Source organism: Streptomyces sp. NPDC091280 (assembly GCF_044768565.1).
In the GTDB taxonomy this organism is placed as follows: domain Bacteria; phylum Actinomycetota; class Actinomycetes; order Streptomycetales; family Streptomycetaceae; genus Streptomyces.
The window spans coordinates 311,775-328,607 of the sequence record NZ_JBIVUZ010000009.1 but is presented as its reverse complement, the minus strand read 5'-3'; the positions used below and the strand labels follow the sequence as shown (position 1 = coordinate 328,607).

12 protein-coding genes are annotated in these 16,833 nt (G+C 69.4%); 7 read left to right on the top strand and 5 right to left on the bottom strand.

What is annotated here, in order from left to right; translation table 11 throughout:
• Positions 1-18: 18 nt before the first annotated feature.
• Positions 19-798, bottom strand: a complete 780-nt coding sequence (locus ACIQPR_RS27690) for an MIP/aquaporin family protein (protein ID WP_403653468.1) — start codon at positions 796-798, stop codon at positions 19-21.
• Positions 799-1,187: 389 nt separating this feature from the next.
• Positions 1,188-1,961, bottom strand: a complete 774-nt coding sequence (locus ACIQPR_RS27685; RefSeq protein ID WP_403653465.1) for an IclR family transcriptional regulator — start codon at positions 1,959-1,961, stop codon at positions 1,188-1,190.
• 307 nt (positions 1,962-2,268) lie between these two features.
• Between ACIQPR_RS27685 and metH the strand changes: the two genes are divergently transcribed.
• From metH to ACIQPR_RS27670, 3 genes are all read left to right on the top strand, one after another.
• Positions 2,269-5,802 (top strand): methionine synthase, encoded by a 3,534-nt coding sequence (metH, locus tag ACIQPR_RS27680; protein ID WP_403653461.1) that lies wholly within the window; start codon positions 2,269-2,271, stop codon positions 5,800-5,802.
• A 98-nt stretch (positions 5,803-5,900) separates the two neighbouring features.
• On the top strand, positions 5,901-6,599 hold the full coding sequence (locus tag ACIQPR_RS27675; RefSeq protein WP_403653458.1) for an HAD family hydrolase: 699 nt from the start codon (positions 5,901-5,903) through the stop codon (positions 6,597-6,599).
• A gap of 414 nt (positions 6,600-7,013) precedes the next feature.
• A complete protein-coding gene (locus ACIQPR_RS27670; protein ID WP_403653455.1) occupies positions 7,014-8,612 on the top strand; it encodes an ABC transporter substrate-binding protein in 1,599 nt (532 codons plus the stop codon).
• Positions 8,613-8,811: 199 nt separating this feature from the next.
• On the opposite strand, the gene ACIQPR_RS27665 is transcribed toward ACIQPR_RS27670, so the two are convergent.
• Positions 8,812-9,483, bottom strand: coding sequence for a response regulator transcription factor (locus ACIQPR_RS27665; RefSeq protein ID WP_019066105.1), 672 nt, complete (start codon positions 9,481-9,483; stop codon positions 8,812-8,814).
• Positions 9,484-9,614: 131 nt separating this feature from the next.
• Positions 9,615-10,601 (bottom strand): RecB family exonuclease, encoded by a 987-nt coding sequence (locus ACIQPR_RS27660; RefSeq protein WP_403653452.1) that lies wholly within the window; start codon positions 10,599-10,601, stop codon positions 9,615-9,617.
• A gap of 174 nt (positions 10,602-10,775) precedes the next feature.
• On the opposite strand from ACIQPR_RS27660, the gene ACIQPR_RS27655 reads away from it, so the two are divergent.
• From ACIQPR_RS27655 to ACIQPR_RS27645, 3 genes are all read left to right on the top strand, one after another.
• Positions 10,776-12,443, top strand: coding sequence for a site-2 protease family protein (locus ACIQPR_RS27655; RefSeq protein ID WP_403653449.1), 1,668 nt, complete (start codon positions 10,776-10,778; stop codon positions 12,441-12,443).
• A gap of 50 nt (positions 12,444-12,493) precedes the next feature.
• Positions 12,494-13,399: a tRNA (adenine-N1)-methyltransferase gene (locus ACIQPR_RS27650; protein WP_403653446.1), complete on the top strand. Its 906-nt coding sequence runs from the start codon at positions 12,494-12,496 to the stop codon at positions 13,397-13,399.
• Positions 13,400-13,641: 242 nt separating this feature from the next.
• A complete protein-coding gene (locus ACIQPR_RS27645) occupies positions 13,642-14,220 on the top strand; it encodes a hypothetical protein (RefSeq protein ID WP_403653443.1) in 579 nt (192 codons plus the stop codon).
• A 28-nt stretch (positions 14,221-14,248) separates the two neighbouring features.
• Here ACIQPR_RS27645 and ACIQPR_RS27640 read toward each other — a convergent pair whose 3' ends face one another.
• Entirely contained in the window at positions 14,249-14,554 is a 306-nt protein-coding gene (locus ACIQPR_RS27640) for a ferredoxin (protein ID WP_403653956.1), read from the bottom strand.
• A gap of 386 nt (positions 14,555-14,940) precedes the next feature.
• Between ACIQPR_RS27640 and arc the strand changes: the two genes are divergently transcribed.
• Positions 14,941-16,707 (top strand): proteasome ATPase, encoded by a 1,767-nt coding sequence (arc, locus tag ACIQPR_RS27635; RefSeq protein WP_403653440.1) that lies wholly within the window; start codon positions 14,941-14,943, stop codon positions 16,705-16,707.
• Positions 16,708-16,833 lie beyond the last annotated feature (126 nt).

Here is a 16,833-nt window from a genome sequence, read left to right as displayed (position 1 = left end):
GTGCTTGGAATTCTGCTTCTAAGCAAAGGCGAGGTTGTAGATACCCGCAGCGATCGCGCCGCCGATCAGCGGACCGACCACCGGGATCCACGCGTAGCTCCAGTCGGAGCCGCCCTTGTTGGGCAGGGGCAGGAGCGCGTGCACGATGCGCGGGCCCAGGTCACGGGCCGGGTTGATGGCGTACCCGGTGGGGCCGCCGAGCGACAGACCGATGGAGACGACCACGAACGAGGTGATCAGGGCGCCCAGGGTGCCGAGACCGTTTCCGTTGGCGTTGAGGCCCTGCGTCAGGATGGCGAGGATCAGGACGATCGTGCCGATGATCTCCGTGGCGAGGTTCTGCACCACGTTGCGGATCTCGGGGCCGGTGGAGAAGATGCCGAGCACCGGGCCCGCGCCCTTCTCCTGGGCCTCGACGGACTTGGCCGCCGGCTCGCCGACGATCTCCTTGTCGGTCAGGTGCGCCTGGAACTGGCCGTAGTAGGCCACCCAGACGAGCGTCGCGCCGATCATGGCGCCGAGCAGCTGCCCGGCCCAGTAGATCGGGACGTTGTCCCAGCCACCGTCCTTGATCGCGAGTGCGAGCGTCACGGCCGGGTTGAGATGGGCACCGGAGAGCGGTGCCGAGATGTACACGGCCGTCATGACGGCGAAACCCCACCCGAAGGCGATGGCGAGCCAGCCGGCGCTACGTGCCTTGGAGGCCTTCAGCGTGACGGCGGCGCAGACGCCACCGCCGAGCAGGATGAGTACGGCGGTACCTATGGTCTCGCCGATGAAGATGTCGGAGCTGGACACCCGCGACTCCTTTGTCCTTCGTCCAGGGAAGCCGAACCCCGGGTCCCGCCGGGGGTTCGTGCGCCCTCGGGGGTGAGAGCGATGCCGGCCTTTGGCGTTGCCACACTCTAGCGCGTATTGCCGGTAGGTGTTCGACAATGCCGACCGATGGACGGGAGTCTTGCTCCGGGGTTACAGGCGCGTCAAGAGTGCTGTTATCGAAAACACGATCGTTATTGATTGCTGTGGGCTATCGATCGAACGGTCGATGCGGACGGCTATCACGTGGACACCGTGTGTGGTGATTTGGCGTTTTGACCGACTTTGACGTCCAGAGTACGACTAAGGCCGGAACGTCCCCATGACGTTCCGGTGAGTTCTCGCTGTGAATCCGCTGGGCCGGCCGGGGCTCAGAACCGCCCGGCGCCCAGGTCCCGCGACACCGCGCGGGCGCAGTCCCGCACCGCCGCGATCAGCTCGGGCCGCAGTACGCCGTCCTCGTCGGGTCGGCACAGCCGCTCCACCGCCCCGGTGATGCCGACCGCGCCCACCGGCATGCGCCGCCGGTCGTGGATGGGCGCGGCGACGGACGCGACGCCCTCCCAGGTCTCCTCGACGTCGGCCGCGTACCCGCGCGCGCGGGTCACGTCCAGGACGTGCTCGAAGTCGGCCAGCTCGGACACCGTGCGCTCGGTGAAGGGCTTGCGGTCGGCCTCCAGGGCCTCGCTGTGCGCGACCGGGTCGTAGGCCGACAGGACCTTGCCCAGGGCCGTGGAGTGCAGCGGCTGCATGGCGCCGATCTCCAGGACCTGGCGGCTGTCGTCGGGCCGGAAGACGTGGTGCACGATCAGGACGCCCTGCTGGTGCAGGACCCCCAGGTGCACGCTCTCGCCGCTGGAGCGGGCCAGGTCGTCCGTCCACACCAGGGCACGCGCGCGCAGCTCGTGCACGTCGAGGTAGGTGGTGCCCAGGCGCAGCAGTTCCGCGCCCAGCTGGTAGCGCCCGGAGGCGTCGTCCTGCTCGACGAAGCCCTCCTGCTGGAGGGTGCGCAGGATGCCGTGGGCGGTGCCCTTGGCCAGGCCGAGGGACGAGGCGATGTCCGAGAGGCCGAGCCGTCGCTCGCCGCCCGCGAGCAGGCGCAGCATCGCTGCCGCCCGTTCGAGCGACTGGATGTTCCGTGCCATCGCCGTACTGCCTCCGTCCCGTTCGACCGCCGATGGGCGGCGCTGCCGCCGCCGTTCGGCAATGTCGAACACTACCGGTCCATGTCGACCTCCCGCCAATGGTTGGTCAACACCTGTCAGATCACGCGTCGCGGGAGCCGGGACCGGCTTGATCCACCCGTCACCCCGGTCCACCCCCTGGAAGTGTCGAGCATTCTGCCGCCCGACCCCGTTACCCTTGCGGCGTGCAAGCTCCTCGGGGGGTTCCGTGAGAGGTTCCCGAGGAAGCCGCAAAGCCGACAGCCGTCGCACTCCAGGGAGCCCCTTCATGGCCTCGTCGCCACTGACCCCTTCTGCCGACAGCCGGACCCGTGTGTCCGAGCTCCGAGAGGCACTCGCCACCCGCGTGGTGGTCGCCGACGGAGCCATGGGCACCATGCTCCAGGCGCAGGAGCCCACTCTCGAAGACTTCGAGAACCTCGAAGGCTGCAACGAGATCCTGAACATCACCCGCCCCGACATCGTGCGCTCGGTCCACGAGGAGTACTTCGGCGCGGGCGTCGACTGCGTCGAGACCAACACCTTCGGCGCCAACCACTCCGCCATGGCCGAGTACGACATCGCCGAACGCGTCCACGAACTCTCCGAGGCCGGTGCCCGCATCGCCCGCGAGACCGCCGACGACTTCGCCGCCCGCGACGGCCGCCGCCGCTGGGTCCTCGGCTCCATCGGCCCCGGCACCAAGCTGCCCACCCTCGGCCACATCGGCTACACCACCCTGCGCGACGGCTTCCAGGCCAACGCCGAAGGCCTCCTCGCCGGCGGCGCCGACGCCCTCATCGTCGAGACCACCCAGGACCTGCTCCAGACGAAGTCCTCGATCCTCGGCGCCCGCCGCGCCATGGAGGCGACCGGCGTCGACGTCCCCCTCCTGGTCTCCATGGCCTTCGAGACCACCGGCACCATGCTGCTCGGCTCCGAGATCGGCGCCGCGCTCACCGCGCTGGAACCCCTCGGCATCGACATGATCGGCCTCAACTGCTCCACCGGCCCGGCCGAGATGAGCGAGCACCTGCGCTACCTGGCCCGCCATTCCCGGACCCCGCTGCTGTGCATGCCGAACGCCGGCCTGCCCATCCTCACCAAGGACGGCGCCCACTTCCCGCTCGACCCCGAGGGCCTGGCCGAGGCCCAGGAGCACTTCGTCCAGGACTACGGCCTCAACCTCGTCGGCGGCTGCTGCGGCACCACCCCCGAGCACCTGCGCCAACTCGTCGAGCGCGTCCGCGAGTTGGAGCCCGTCGAGCGCCACCCCCAGCCCGAGCCCGGCGCCGCCTCGCTCTACCAGACGGTCCCGTTCCGCCAGGACACCGCCTACATGGCGATCGGCGAGCGCACCAACGCCAACGGCTCGAAGAAGTTCCGCGAGGCCATGCTGGACGCCCGCTGGGACGACTGCGTGGAGATGGCCCGCGACCAGATCCGCGAGGGCGCCCACATGCTGGATCTCTGCGTGGACTACGTGGGCCGCGACGGCGTCGCCGACATGGAGGAACTGGCCGGCCGCTTCGCCACCGCCTCCACCCTGCCCATCGTCCTCGACTCCACCGAAGTCGCGGTCATCCGGGCCGGGTTGGAGAAGCTCGGTGGCCGCGCGGTCATCAACTCCGTCAACTACGAGGACGGCGACGGCCCCGACTCCCGCTTCGCGAAGGTCACCCGGCTCGCCCAGGAGCACGGCGCCGCGCTCATCGCGCTGACCATCGACGAGGAGGGCCAGGCCCGCACCCCCGAGCACAAGGTCGCCATCGCCGAAAGGCTGATCGAGGACCTCACGACGAACTGGGGCATCCACGAGTCGGACATCCTCATCGACACCCTGACCTTCACCATCTGCACCGGCCAGGAGGAGTCCCGCGGCGACGGCATCGCCACCATCGAGGCCATCCGCCGCCTCAAGGCCGCGCACCCCGACGTCCAGACCACGCTCGGCCTGTCCAACATCTCCTTCGGCCTCAACCCGGCCGCCCGCGTCCTGCTCAACTCCGTCTTCCTCGACGAGTGCGTCAAGGCGGGCCTCGACTCGGCGATCGTGCACGCCTCGAAGATCCTCCCGATCGCCCGCTTCACCGAGGAGGAGGTGCAGACGGCCCTCGACCTCATCCACGACCGCCGCTCCGCCCAGCAGGGTGACCAACCGGCCTACGACCCCCTCCAGAAGCTGATGGCCCTCTTCGAGGGCGCCACCACCAAGTCCCGCACGGCGGGCCGCGCCGAGGAACTGGCCGCCCTCCCGCTGGACGAGCGGCTCAAGCGGCGGATCATCGACGGCGAGAAGAACGGCCTGGAGGCCGACCTCGCCGAGGCGCTGGAGACCCGCGCCGCCCTCGACATCGTCAACGAGACGCTCCTGGACGGCATGAAGGTCGTCGGCGAGCTGTTCGGTTCCGGACAGATGCAGCTGCCGTTCGTGCTCCAGTCCGCCGAGGTCATGAAGACCGCGGTGGCCTACCTGGAGCCGCACATGGAGAAGTCGGACGCCGAGGGCAAGGGCACCATCGTGCTCGCCACCGTGCGCGGCGACGTCCACGACATCGGCAAGAACCTCGTCGACATCATCCTGTCCAACAACGGCTACAACGTCGTCAACCTCGGCATCAAGCAGCCGGTCTCCGCGATCCTGGAAGCCGCCGAGGAGCACCGCGCCGACGTCATCGGCATGTCGGGCCTCCTGGTCAAGTCCACGGTGATCATGAAGGAGAACCTCCAGGAGCTCAACCAGCGCAAGATGGCCGCCGACTACCCGGTCATCCTCGGCGGCGCGGCCCTGACCCGCGCCTACGTCGAACAGGACCTGCACGAGATCTACGAGGGCGAGGTCCGCTACGCCCGCGACGCGTTCGAGGGCCTGCGCCTCATGGACGCCCTCATCGGCGTCAAGCGGGGCCTGCCGGGCGCGAAGCTGCCCGAACTCAAGCAGCGCAGGGTGCGGGCGAGCGCCCCCGTCGAGGTCGAGGAACGCCCCGAGGAGGGCCACGTCCGCTCCGACGTCGCCGTCGACAACCCGATCCCCGCCCCGCCCTTCCGCGGCACCCGGGTCATCAAGGGCATCCAGCTCAAGGAGTACGCCTCCTGGCTCGACGAGGGCGCCCTCTTCAAGGGCCAGTGGGGCCTCAAGCAGGCCCGCACGGGCGAGGGACCGTCGTACGAGGAACTGGTGGAGACCGAGGGCCGCCCCCGGCTGCGCGGCCTCCTGGACCGGCTCCAGACCGACAACCTCCTCGAAGCGGCCGTCGTCTACGGCTACTTCCCCTGCGTGTCCAAGGACGACGACCTGATCGTCCTGGACGACGAGGGCAACGAGCGCACCCGCTTCACCTTCCCGCGCCAGCGCCGGGGCCGCCGCCTCTGCCTGGCCGACTTCTTCCGCCCGGAGGAGTCCGGCGAGACCGACGTCGTCGGCTTCCAGATCGTCACCGTGGGCAACCGCATCGGCGAGGAGACCGCCAAGCTCTTCGAGGCCAACGCCTACCGCGACTACCTCGAACTGCACGGCCTGTCCGTCCAGCTGGCCGAGGCACTCGCCGAGTACTGGCACGCGCGCGTGCGCTCCGAACTGGGCTTCGCCGGCGAGGACCCGGCGAACGTCGAGGACATGTTCGCCCTCAAGTACCGGGGCGCCCGCTTCTCCCTCGGCTACGGCGCCTGCCCCGACCTGGAGGACCGCGCGAAGATCGCCGACCTCCTGGAGCCCGAGCGCATCGGCGTCCACCTGTCCGAGGAGTTCCAGCTGCACCCGGAGCAGTCCACGGACGCGATCGTCATCCACCACCCCGAGGCGAAATACTTCAACGCACGTTGATCGGATAAGTCGTACACTGGTCGGTCCACCGCAGGCCGGTCGCCTCTCTGTGAAAAAGAGGCGGCCGGCCTGATCGTCCCTCAAGGAGGTGCGCCAGGATGACCAGCACGGTCCCCGCGCTCGGAACCCGTACGGCCGAAGGCTCCGCACTCCAGGCCGTACTCCTCGACATGGACGGCACCCTGGTGGACACCGAGGGCTTCTGGTGGGACGTCGAGGTCGAGGTCTTCGGCGCCCTCGGCCACACCCTCGACGACTCCTGGCGCCATGTCGTGGTCGGCGGCCCCATGACCCGCAGCGCCGGCTTCCTGATCGAGGCCACGGGCGCCGACATCACCCTCGCCGAGCTGTCCGTCCTGCTCAACGCGGGTTTCGAGGACCGCATCGGACGGGCCCTGCCGCTGATGCCGGGTGCCGCCAGACTCCTGGCCGAACTCTCCGAGTACGAGATCCCCACCGCCCTGGTCTCCGCCTCGCACCGGCGCATCATCGACCGCGTCCTGACCGCGCTCGGCCCCCAGCACTTCGCGCTGACGGTCGCCGGCGACGAGGTCGCGCGCACCAAGCCGCACCCCGACCCGTATCTGTTCGCCGCCGCCCGCCTGGGCGTCGACCCGGCCCGCTGCGCGGTCGTGGAGGACACCGCGACCGGGGTCGCGGCGGCCGAGGCGGCGGGCTGTCTGGTGGTGGCCGTACCGTCCGTGCAGCCCATCGCCCCGGCCGCCCGGCGCACCGTCGTGAGCTCGCTGGAAGCCGTCGACCTGGCATTTCTGCGGGGACTGATGACCGAGCGATGACGGAAATGCGTCGGCCGTTCACCGAGCGTGCAAAATCCAATGGGAAATGAATTCACGCTCGGTCGACCGGTCGAATTCCGGTGCTCTCCAACCGAGTTGAGGGTGTGAGGTTCCCCACGTGTACGGGAGTCGACATCGCCGCCATGCTGTGCTGTTCATCCCATTTCTGCGGCTGATCGCGCACCGTTGTGTCCCGATTGGTGAAACGCTGCACTAATCCTTCCGTCGACGGGTTTCCGGTCCGTCCACAGCCGGTTCCGCAGCGTGATGGGAACTCAACTACGGTGGCCGTGAACCCCCGTGCGGGTCCGGACTAATCTCAACGCGAGAACATCGCCCTTGCCCCCGTGATCGGTGTCACCACCCTATGCATGCCGGGTACACGGAATCGAACAGCTCTGGAGAACTTCGAGCATGAACCGCAAGACTTTGGTGCTGCCGGCCGTCGTAGGCCTGCTCGCGCCGGTGCTGGCCGCCTGTGGCGGTTCCGGCAGCGGTAGTTCCGGCGACGGTGCGATAATCGTCGGCACCACGGACCGGTTCGAGGCGACGAAGGACGCTCCGGCACCGCTCGACCCCGCCTACGCCTACGACGTCGGCACCTGGAACATCCTGCGCCAGACCGTGCAGACCCTGATGATCCAGCCCAAGGGCGAGGGCGACCCGGTCCCCGAGGCCGCCGAGAAGTGCGGCTTCACCGACACCGGCAGCGAGCGCTACGCCTGCACCCTGCGCGAGGGCCTGAAGTTCGCCAACGGCGACAAGATCACCGCGGCCGATGTGAAGTACTCCATCGACCGCGCGATGCGCATCAAGGCCGACAGTGGTGTCTTCGCCCTGCTGTCCACCGTCGACACCGTCGAGACCCAGGGCGACCGCGAGGTCATCTTCCACCTGAAGACGGCCGACGCCACCTTCCCGTACAAGCTGTCCACCCCGGTCGCCGGCATCGTGAACCCCGACGACTACCAGAAGGACAAGCTGCGCGACGGCTTCGGCGTGGACGGCTCCGGCCCCTACACGCTCTCGGTCGCCCAGAAGGACGACGCGATCACCACGGCCACGTTCACCAAGAACCCCAACTACAAGGGGACGCTCCAGGTGAACAACAACAAGGTCGAGATGCGCTCCTTCTCGGACGCCGACTCCATGGGCAGCGCGCTCAACAAGGGCGACATCGACGTCATGACGCGCACCATGTCGCCCGAGCAGATCCAGAAGCTCGACGACGACTCGAACGGCGACGTCGACCTCGTCGAGATGCCCGGACTCGAAATCCGCTACCTGGCCTTCAACACCGACGCCGCGACCGTCAAGACGAAGGCCGTGCGCGAGGCGATGGCCCAGCTCATCGACCGCGGCGAACTCGTCTCCAAGGTCTACGGCACCGAGGCCGAGCCGCTCTACTCGATGGTCCCCGCGACCATCACCGGCCACTCGAACTCGTTCTTCAACAAGTACGGCAACCCGAGCGTCTCCAAGGCCAAGTCCCTTCTGGAGAAGGCCGCCATCACCACCCCGGTGAAGCTCACGCTGCACTACACGACCGACCACTACGGCTCGGCCACCAAGGAAGAGTTCGAGCAGCTGCGGACGCAGCTCAACAACAGCGGCCTGTTCGACGTGACCATCAAGGGCGACCCCTGGTCCACGTTCGTCCCGGCCGAGCGCAAGGGCGCCTACGACGTCTGGGGCATGGGCTGGTTCCCCGACTTCCCCGACGCCGACAACTACCTCGCGCCGTTCCTCGACACGGACAACTTCCTCAAGCTGCCGTACAGCAACCCCGAGATCATCAAGACCCTGATCCCGGAGTCCCGCCGCGAGGCGGACCGGCTCGCTGCCGCCAAGAGCCTCACCACCATCCAGGACATCGTCGCCACGGACGTCCCGCTGATCCCGCTGTGGCAGGGCAAGCAGTACGTGGCCGCCCGCGACGACATCACGGGCACGGCGTACGTGCTCAACTCGTCCTCGACCCTCCAGCTCTGGGAGCTCGGCCGAGGCGTGTGACCGCCCGGCAACCCAGTGAGCCGGCTCCACCAGTGGCCGGTCCCGCCCATCGCGGCGGGGCCGGCCACTGGCCTGTCGACGCGACGAGGAACCGAATCCCCCCCCGCAGACGAGGAACCGAATCCGCCCCCGCAGACACGGAGAGGGCGCCCCTGTCAGGAAGGGGCGCCCTCTCCGCTCGTACCCGGTCCAACGGCGACTACTGGGCGCCGGGACGCACCAGACCGCTCTCGTACGCGTACACCGCGGCCTGCACCCGGTCGCGCAGGCCCAACTTGGTGAGGACGTGCCCCACATGCGTCTTGACCGTGGTCTCGCTGACGAACAGGTCGGCGGCGATCTCGGCGTTCGACAGCCCGCGCGCCACCAGCTTCAGCACCTCGACCTCACGCTCGGTCAGCGTGTGCAGGGCGTCCGGCACCGGCTCGTCACCGGACGGCAGATGACCGGCGTACTTGTCCAGCAGCCGCCGCGTGATGCTCGGCGCGAGCATGGCCTCGCCGGCCGCCACCACCCGGATCGCCTGCACCAGTTCGTTGGCCGGGGCGTCCTTCAGCAGGAAGCCGCTGGCACCGGCCCGCAACGCCTCCACCACGTACTCGTCGAGGTCGAAGGTGGTCAGCACCAGCACCTTCGCCGGGCCGTCCCGACCGGGACCGGTGATCTGCCGGGTCGCCTCCACCCCGTCCATCCGCGGCATCCGGATGTCCATCAGCACCACGTCGGGCTGAAGGGCCCGCACCTGGTCGAGCGCCTGTAGACCGTCACCGGCCTCGCCGACGACCGCCAGATCCTGCTCCGCCTCCAGAATCATCCGGAACCCGGTGCGCAGCAGCGGTTGGTCATCGACAAGTAGGACGCGGATGGCCACGTGAGTCTCCTTCGCTAGCCCGGCCCCATTCTGCCCTGCCCGACCTCCACGGACCCGACCGGGCCGCTGTGCTTGTCGGCTCGTGGACTGTCGGCTCGGGGGCCGAAGCGTCGTCGGCCGCAGGACAGGCGCTAGCCCTCCGTGGAGTCACCGTCCGGTGCCGTCGCCGCGCCCTCGCCCGAAGTGCCGCCGCCGGGCGCCCGCACCGGCAGCGGATACGGCGGGGGAGTGCCGCCGAACTCCGGGCACACCGCCTGGTGGTCGCACCAGCCGCACAGCTTGGTCGGCCGGGGCCGCCACTCGCCCGTCTCCGTGGCCAGCCGGATCGCCTCCCACAGCGCCAGCAGCTTGCGCTCCACCCGCTCCAGATCCGCGAGGTCGGGGTCGTACGTCAGCACGTCCCCGCTGCCCAGATACACCAGCTGGAGCCGCCTAGGGACGACCTGCTTCAGCCGCCAGACCACCAGCGCGTAGAACTTCATCTGGAACAGCGCGCCCTCGGCGTACTCGGGCCGGGGCGCCTTGCCCGTCTTGTAGTCGACGATCCGCACATCGCCCGTGGGCGCCACGTCGACCCGGTCGATGATCCCGCGCAGCTTCAGCCCCGAGTCCAGCTCGGCCTCCACGAACATCTCGCGCTCGGCGGGCTCCAGCCGCGTCGGATCCTCCAGGGAGAACCAGCGCTCCACCAGCCGCTCCGCCTCCCCGAGCCAGCGCGCCAACCGCTCGCCCTCCGGATCGTCGGCGAACAGCTCCACGACCTCCGGCCGGGTCTCCCGCAGCCGGTCCCACTGACCCGGGATCAGCGACTTGGCGTGCGGAGCCGTACGCTCGGCGGCCGGCGCGTCGAAGAGCCGCTCAAGGACCGAGTGCACCAAGGTCCCGCGCGTCGCCGCCTCGCTGGGCTTCTCGGGCAGCCGGTCGATCACCCGGAACCGGTACAGCAACGGGCACTGCATGAAGTCACCGGCACGCGAGGGCGACAGCGAGGCGGGCGCCGCGGCGACCCGCTCGGCCACGCCCACCGCACCCGTCCGCACCGCCGCTTCCGCGCCCGGCCCCGCCGCAACGCCCTCGTCGCCGACCGTCCCCGCGACGCCCTCCGCACTCGTCTCCATGCCACAGACCTTACGGCCCGCCACTGACAGTGACCCGCCCCCGGCCCACGCGCCCGCGACAGCCGGGGAAACACGGGGGGTGCCGGGGCGGAACGCGTCGCGACCGCCGCATACCATCGACCCGAGACCCCTCCGCCCGGCTGGCGCGGAGGACGCTTCGAACGAGGGGACACCGTGGACGAGAGCGGCGGCAGCGCACAGCCGCGGTCCGGCAACGACGAGCCGACCGAACACGCCACGACCCCGACCGCCGATCCCGGCACCCCCGAACCGCAACACGACGACACCCCGCGCAACGGCGCCGAGCGCCCCACGGGCCCGACCACGCCCCCGGCCCACGCGGACACGCCCCCGGCCCACGCGGACACGTCCCCTGACCACCCGGAGACGCCCCCGGCCCCCGCGGAGACATCGCCCCCGCCCGGGACGACACCGGCCCACGACACCGAAACGTCTCCCGCGACCGCACCCGCCGCGAGCGACGACCCGCCCCCGCCGCACTCGGGCAGCTCACCCTCGAACGACACCCCGCCCACCGACCCACCCTCCGGCGACCGCGCCCCCGACCGATCCCACGCCCACACGGAACCGCGTGCCCACGCAGAGTCGGACACCCACCTCCCCGCGCCTCCGGACGCCCGCCCCGATGGCCCCGCCATCCCCAAGGGGCGCCCGCCGCAGCGGCCCAAGGAGCCCGGTGGAGGTCTGCTGATGGGGCGGCCCTTCGGGGTGCCGGTGTACGTCGCGCCCAGCTGGTTCCTCGTCGCCGCGCTCATCACCTGGGTGTTCGGCGGGCAGTTGGACCGCGTGCTGCCCGAACTCGGCGCCGCCCGCTACCTCGTGGCCCTCTTCTTCGCGGTCGCGTTCTACGGCTCGGTCCTGGTGCACGAACTCGCCCACACCGTCGCCGCCCTCCGCTTCAAACTCCCGGTCCGCCGCATCCAGTTGCAGTTCTTCGGCGGTGTCTCCGAGATCGAGAAGGAGGCCGAGACCCCCGGCAGGGAGTTCGTGCTGGCCTTCGTCGGCCCGCTGCTCTCGCTGATCCTCTCGGGCGTTTTCTACCTGGCCATGCAGCCCGTGGAGCCCGGCACCGTGCCCGGAGTCCTGCTGGCCGGCCTGATGGTCTCCAATCTCATCGTGGCCGGCTTCAACCTCCTTCCCGGCCTCCCCCTCGACGGCGGCCGGATGCTCCGCGCCGTCGTCTGGAAGATCACCGGCAGACCCATGAGCGGCACCATCGCCGCCGCCTGGGTCGGCCGCGCCCTCGCCGTCTCCGTCCTGATCGGCCTCCCGCTGCTCACCCAGACCGGCGCCCTCGGCACCAACACCGAGGACATCAGCGGCATGGACACCGTCACGGACGCCCTCCTGGCCGCGATCCTCGCCGCGATCATCTGGACCGGCGCGGGCAACAGCCTCCGCATGGCCCGCCTGCGCGAGCACCTCCCCGACCTCCGCGCCCGCAACCTCACCCGCCGCGCGGTACCCGTCGAGACCGACACCCCCCTCTCCGAGGCCCTCCGCCGCGCCAACGCCGCCGGCGCCCGCGCCCTGGTCGTCGTCGACGCCGACGGCCAGCCCCTCTCCCTCGTCCGCGAGGCCGCCATCGTCGGCGTCCCCGAACACCGCCGCCCCTGGGTCTCCGTCAGCGGCCTCGCCCAGGACCTCACCGAAGGAATGCGCGTCTCCGCGGAACTGGCCGGCGAGGACCTCCTCGACACCCTGCGCGCGACCCCCGCCACCGAGTACCTCGTCGTCGAGGAGACCGGCGAGATCTACGGCGTCCTGTCCGCGGCCGACGTGGAGCGGGCCTTCGTGAAGGCCATGGCCCGCCCCAGCTGAGGCACGCGCGCGTGGTCGGCGGCCCCCGCAATCGCCGGTAGGCTGGTCACATGTCCGAACCGACCGGTGCCGCCCGCAGGCGCGGGCCCTTCAAGGTCGGGGACCAGGTTCAGCTGACCGACCCCAAGGGCCGCCACTACACGTTCACGCTCGAAGCGGGGAAGAACTTCCACACCCACAAGGGTTCCTTCCCGCACGACGAGCTGATCGGCGCACCCGAGGGCAGCGTTGTCCGCACCACCGGAAACGTCGCCTACCTCGCGCTGCGCCCCCTGCTCCCCGACTACGTCCTGTCCATGCCCCGCGGCGCCGCCGTGGTCTACCCCAAGGACGCGGGGCAGATCCTGTCCTTCGCGGACATCTTCCCCGGCGCCCGCGTCGTGGAAGCGGGCGTCGGCTCCGGCTCGCTCAGCAGCTTCCTGCTGCGCGCCATCGGCGACCAGGGCATGCTGCACTCCTACGAGCGCCGCGAGGACTTCGCCGAGATCGCCCAGCAGAACGTGGAGCGCTACTTCGGCGGCCCGCACCCCGCCTGGCAGCTCACCGTCGGCGACCTCCAGGACAACCTGTCCGACACGGACGTCGACCGCGTCGTGCTCGACATGCTCGCCCCCTGGGAGTGCCTGGAGGCCGTCTCCAAGGCGCTCGTGCCCGGTGGCATCCTCTGCTGCTACGTCGCGACCACCACCCAGCTCGCGCGGACCGTCGAGTCCATCCGTGAGATCGGCTCCTTCAACGAGCCGACCGCCTGGGAGACGATGCTCCGCAACTGGCACGTCGAGGGCCTGGCCGTCCGCCCCGACCACCGCATGATCGGGCACACCGGCTTCCTCCTCACCGCCCGCCGCCTCGCGGACGGCGTCGAGCCCCCCATGCGCCGCCGCCGCCCCTCCAAGGGCGCCTACGGCGACGACTACACCGGCCCGAACGCCGACGGCGGAGCCGCCGGCCGCTGAGCCGGCCCCCTGCCCGCATCCCTGGCGGCCCTGTGCCGCACTCAACGCACGAACGCCGTGGCCGAGTTCCCGGAAGACCTCCGGAACTCGGCCACAGGTCTCTCTTCTGACGTACCGCCACCGGCGAACCCTCCCGGGCGATCACGCGAACGAACTGTCGACCCCGCCGTTCCCCCGCACTGTGACGTGTGGCACCATGCAGGCCACCCCCACCGGCACAGCCCTCACAGGAGACACTCCTAGTGCAGCACTCCGCCGTCCCGGAACTGGAACTGGCACACACGAACACCCGGCCCATCCACTGGGTCGCCACCGCCACGGCACTCGCCGCCGTCGTGGCCCTCTCCTCGGTCCTCCAGCCCGATTCGGCGCGCGCCGCCCAGGCCTCCGGCCCGCAGGCGAAGCCCGCCACCGCCGCGGCCCCCGCGACCACAGGAGTCGCCTTCCCCATCCAGTGCGGCCCCCAGAAGGCCGTCGTCCAGAAGCAGGCCTCCGGTGACCTCGACGGCGACGGCAGGCCCGAGACGGTCGCCGTGGTCCACTGCGACGCCGGGATGGGCACCCCGCCGGACGGCGTCTACGTCCTGACCCAGGCCGCGCACGCCGACAAGCCGCGCGTCGTGGCCACCCTGGTCGCGCCGAAGGCCCGGGAGACGGTCACCGAGTTCGCGGTGCGCGACGGCGCCGTCATCGCGACCATGCTCGGCTACTCCACCAAGGACGTGCCCAGTTGCTGCCCGGACGTCAAGGAGAGCGCGAAGTGGCAGTGGAAGGACGGCGCGTTCGTCCGCTCCACGCCCGCCACCAGCCAGAGCGTCTGACGCCCCGAAAGCACCGCCCCGACGACCCTCAGGCCGCGTCGGGGCCGTACACCTCGACCTGGTCCGCGACCCGGCGCACATGGATGCAGTCGCCGGGACACTCCTTGGCGGAGTCCACGACATCGAGCAGCAGCGGCAGCGGAACAGGTGTGGTGGCGCCCTTGTCCTGCAACAGCTCGTCGTCCGCGCTCTTCACATAGGCCAGACCGTCGATGTCCAGTTCGAAGACCTCAGGGGCGTACTGGGCGCAGATGCCGTCGCCGGTACAGAGGTCCTGGTCGATCCAGACCTCCAGCGCCTCGCCGTCGGCCACTGCCTCGTCCTGCACGGTGATGTCTCCTGCTTCCGCCGGGTGTTGAACACATCGACCCTACCTCCGGGCTCCCCGACACCACGTCCTGGAGATCCCGGGTTTCACGCCACGGCATGACGGGCACCGTCCGCCCGGACACGCTCCGTCAGGGCGCGCCCCGACGTGATGTCGCCGCGTCCCGAACCCGCGGTTACGGCAACTCACGTCCCCCATGAAGGATTTTGACCGACCCACCCTCGGAACAGTCGGCTTCTGAATCACGTTGAGTGGGTATTCAGACGGCACGAGGGAGAGCGCAGGGTGACCGACGACACACCTTGACAGTCTTTGTGATCTAGGGGTTTCAATCGACACCCACCCAGGTAGGGTCTGGAAGCGTCCAGCTCCCCTTGGAGGAGGTGAGGACCGTGGCAGCCCACGACGACGACATGAACCGCGGCATCCGCCCGGGACGAGGGTCCGACGACCCGTCCGGGCAGATTGCCTACCTTGAGCAGGAGATCGCCGTCCTGCGACGTAAGCTCGCCGACTCTCCGCGACACACGAGGATTCTCGAAGAGCGGATCGTCGAGCTGCAGACCAATCTGGCCGGAGTGTCCGCCCAGAACGAGCGACTCGCCAACACGCTCCGTGAGGCCCGCGACCAGATCGTGGCCCTCAAGGAAGAGGTCGACCGGCTCGCACAGCCACCGGCCGGCTTCGGAGTCTTCCTCGTGGCCAACGAGGACGGCACCGCGGACATCTTCACCGGCGGCCGCAAACTCCGGGTGAACGTCAGCCCAAGCGTGGATCTCGAAGAGCTCCGCCGCGGCCAGGAAGTAATGCTCAACGAAGCGCTCAACGTGGTCGAGGCCATGGAGTACGAGCGCGTCGGCGACATCGTCACCCTCAAGGAGATCCTTGAGGACGGCGAACGCGCCCTCGTGGTGGGGCACACCGACGAGGAGCGGGTGGTACGGCTCGCCGAGCCGCTGCTGGACATCACCATCCGCCCCGGCGACGCCCTCCTGCTGGAACCCCGTTCCGGCTACGTCTACGAGATCGTCCCGAAGAGCGAGGTCGAGGAACTCGTCCTCGAAGAGGTCCCCGACATCGGCTACGAGCAGATCGGCGGTCTGGGCGGCCAGATCGAGATGATCCGCGACGCGGTCGAACTGCCGTACCTCTACCCCGACCTCTTCAAGGAGCACGAACTGCGGCCGCCCAAGGGCGTCCTGCTGTACGGGCCCCCCGGATGCGGAAAGACGCTCATCGCCAAGGCCGTCGCCAACTCGCTGGCCAAAAAGGTCGCCGAGGTCACCGGCCAGGCCCAGGGCAAGAGCTTCTTCCTCAACATCAAGGGCCCCGAGCTCCTCAACAAGTACGTCGGCGAGACCGAGCGGCAGATCCGCCTCGTCTTCCAGCGTGCCCGTGAGAAGGCCAGCGAGGGCACACCCGTCATCGTCTTCTTCGACGAGATGGAATCCCTCTTCCGCACCCGCGGATCCGGTGTCAGCTCGGACGTGGAGAACACCATCGTCCCGCAGCTGCTCGCCGAGATCGACGGCGTGGAAGGCCTCCAGAACGTGGTCGTCATCGGCGCCTCGAACCGCGAGGACATGATCGACCCCGCCATCCTGCGCCCCGGCCGCCTGGACGTGAAGATCAAGATCGAACGTCCCGACGCCGAGGCCGCCAAGGACATCTTCGCCAAGTACCTCACCGAACGCCTCCCGCTCCACCCCGACGACGTCGGCGAGCACGGCGACGACAAGACCACCACCGTCCAGAGCATGATCCAGACGGCCGTGGAACACATGTACACGGAATCCGAGGAGAACCGCTTCCTGGAGGTCACCTACGCCAACGGTGACAAGGAAGTCCTCTACTTCAAGGACTTCAACTCCGGCGCCATGATCGAGAACATCGTGGGCCGGGCCAAGAAGATGGCCATCAAGGACTTCCTCGACCACAAGCAGAAGGGCATCCGCGTCTCCCACCTCCTCCAGGCATGCGTGGACGAGTTCAAGGAGAACGAGGACCTGCCCAACACCACCAACCCGGACGACTGGGCCCGGATCTCCGGAAAGAAGGGCGAGCGGATCGTGTACATCCGTACGCTCATCACCGGCAAGCAGGGCGCCGACACCGGACGCTCCATCGACACGGTGGCGAACACCGGTCAGTACCTGTAATAAACAGGGTGGCTGCGGGTGCCCTAAGCGGGTACCCGCAGCCAACTGTTTTTCAGGCCATGACCGCGACAAGGGGCGCGCAAGGCAATGACGCAAATGATCTCCCCACCAGCGCAAAGCCGTTCT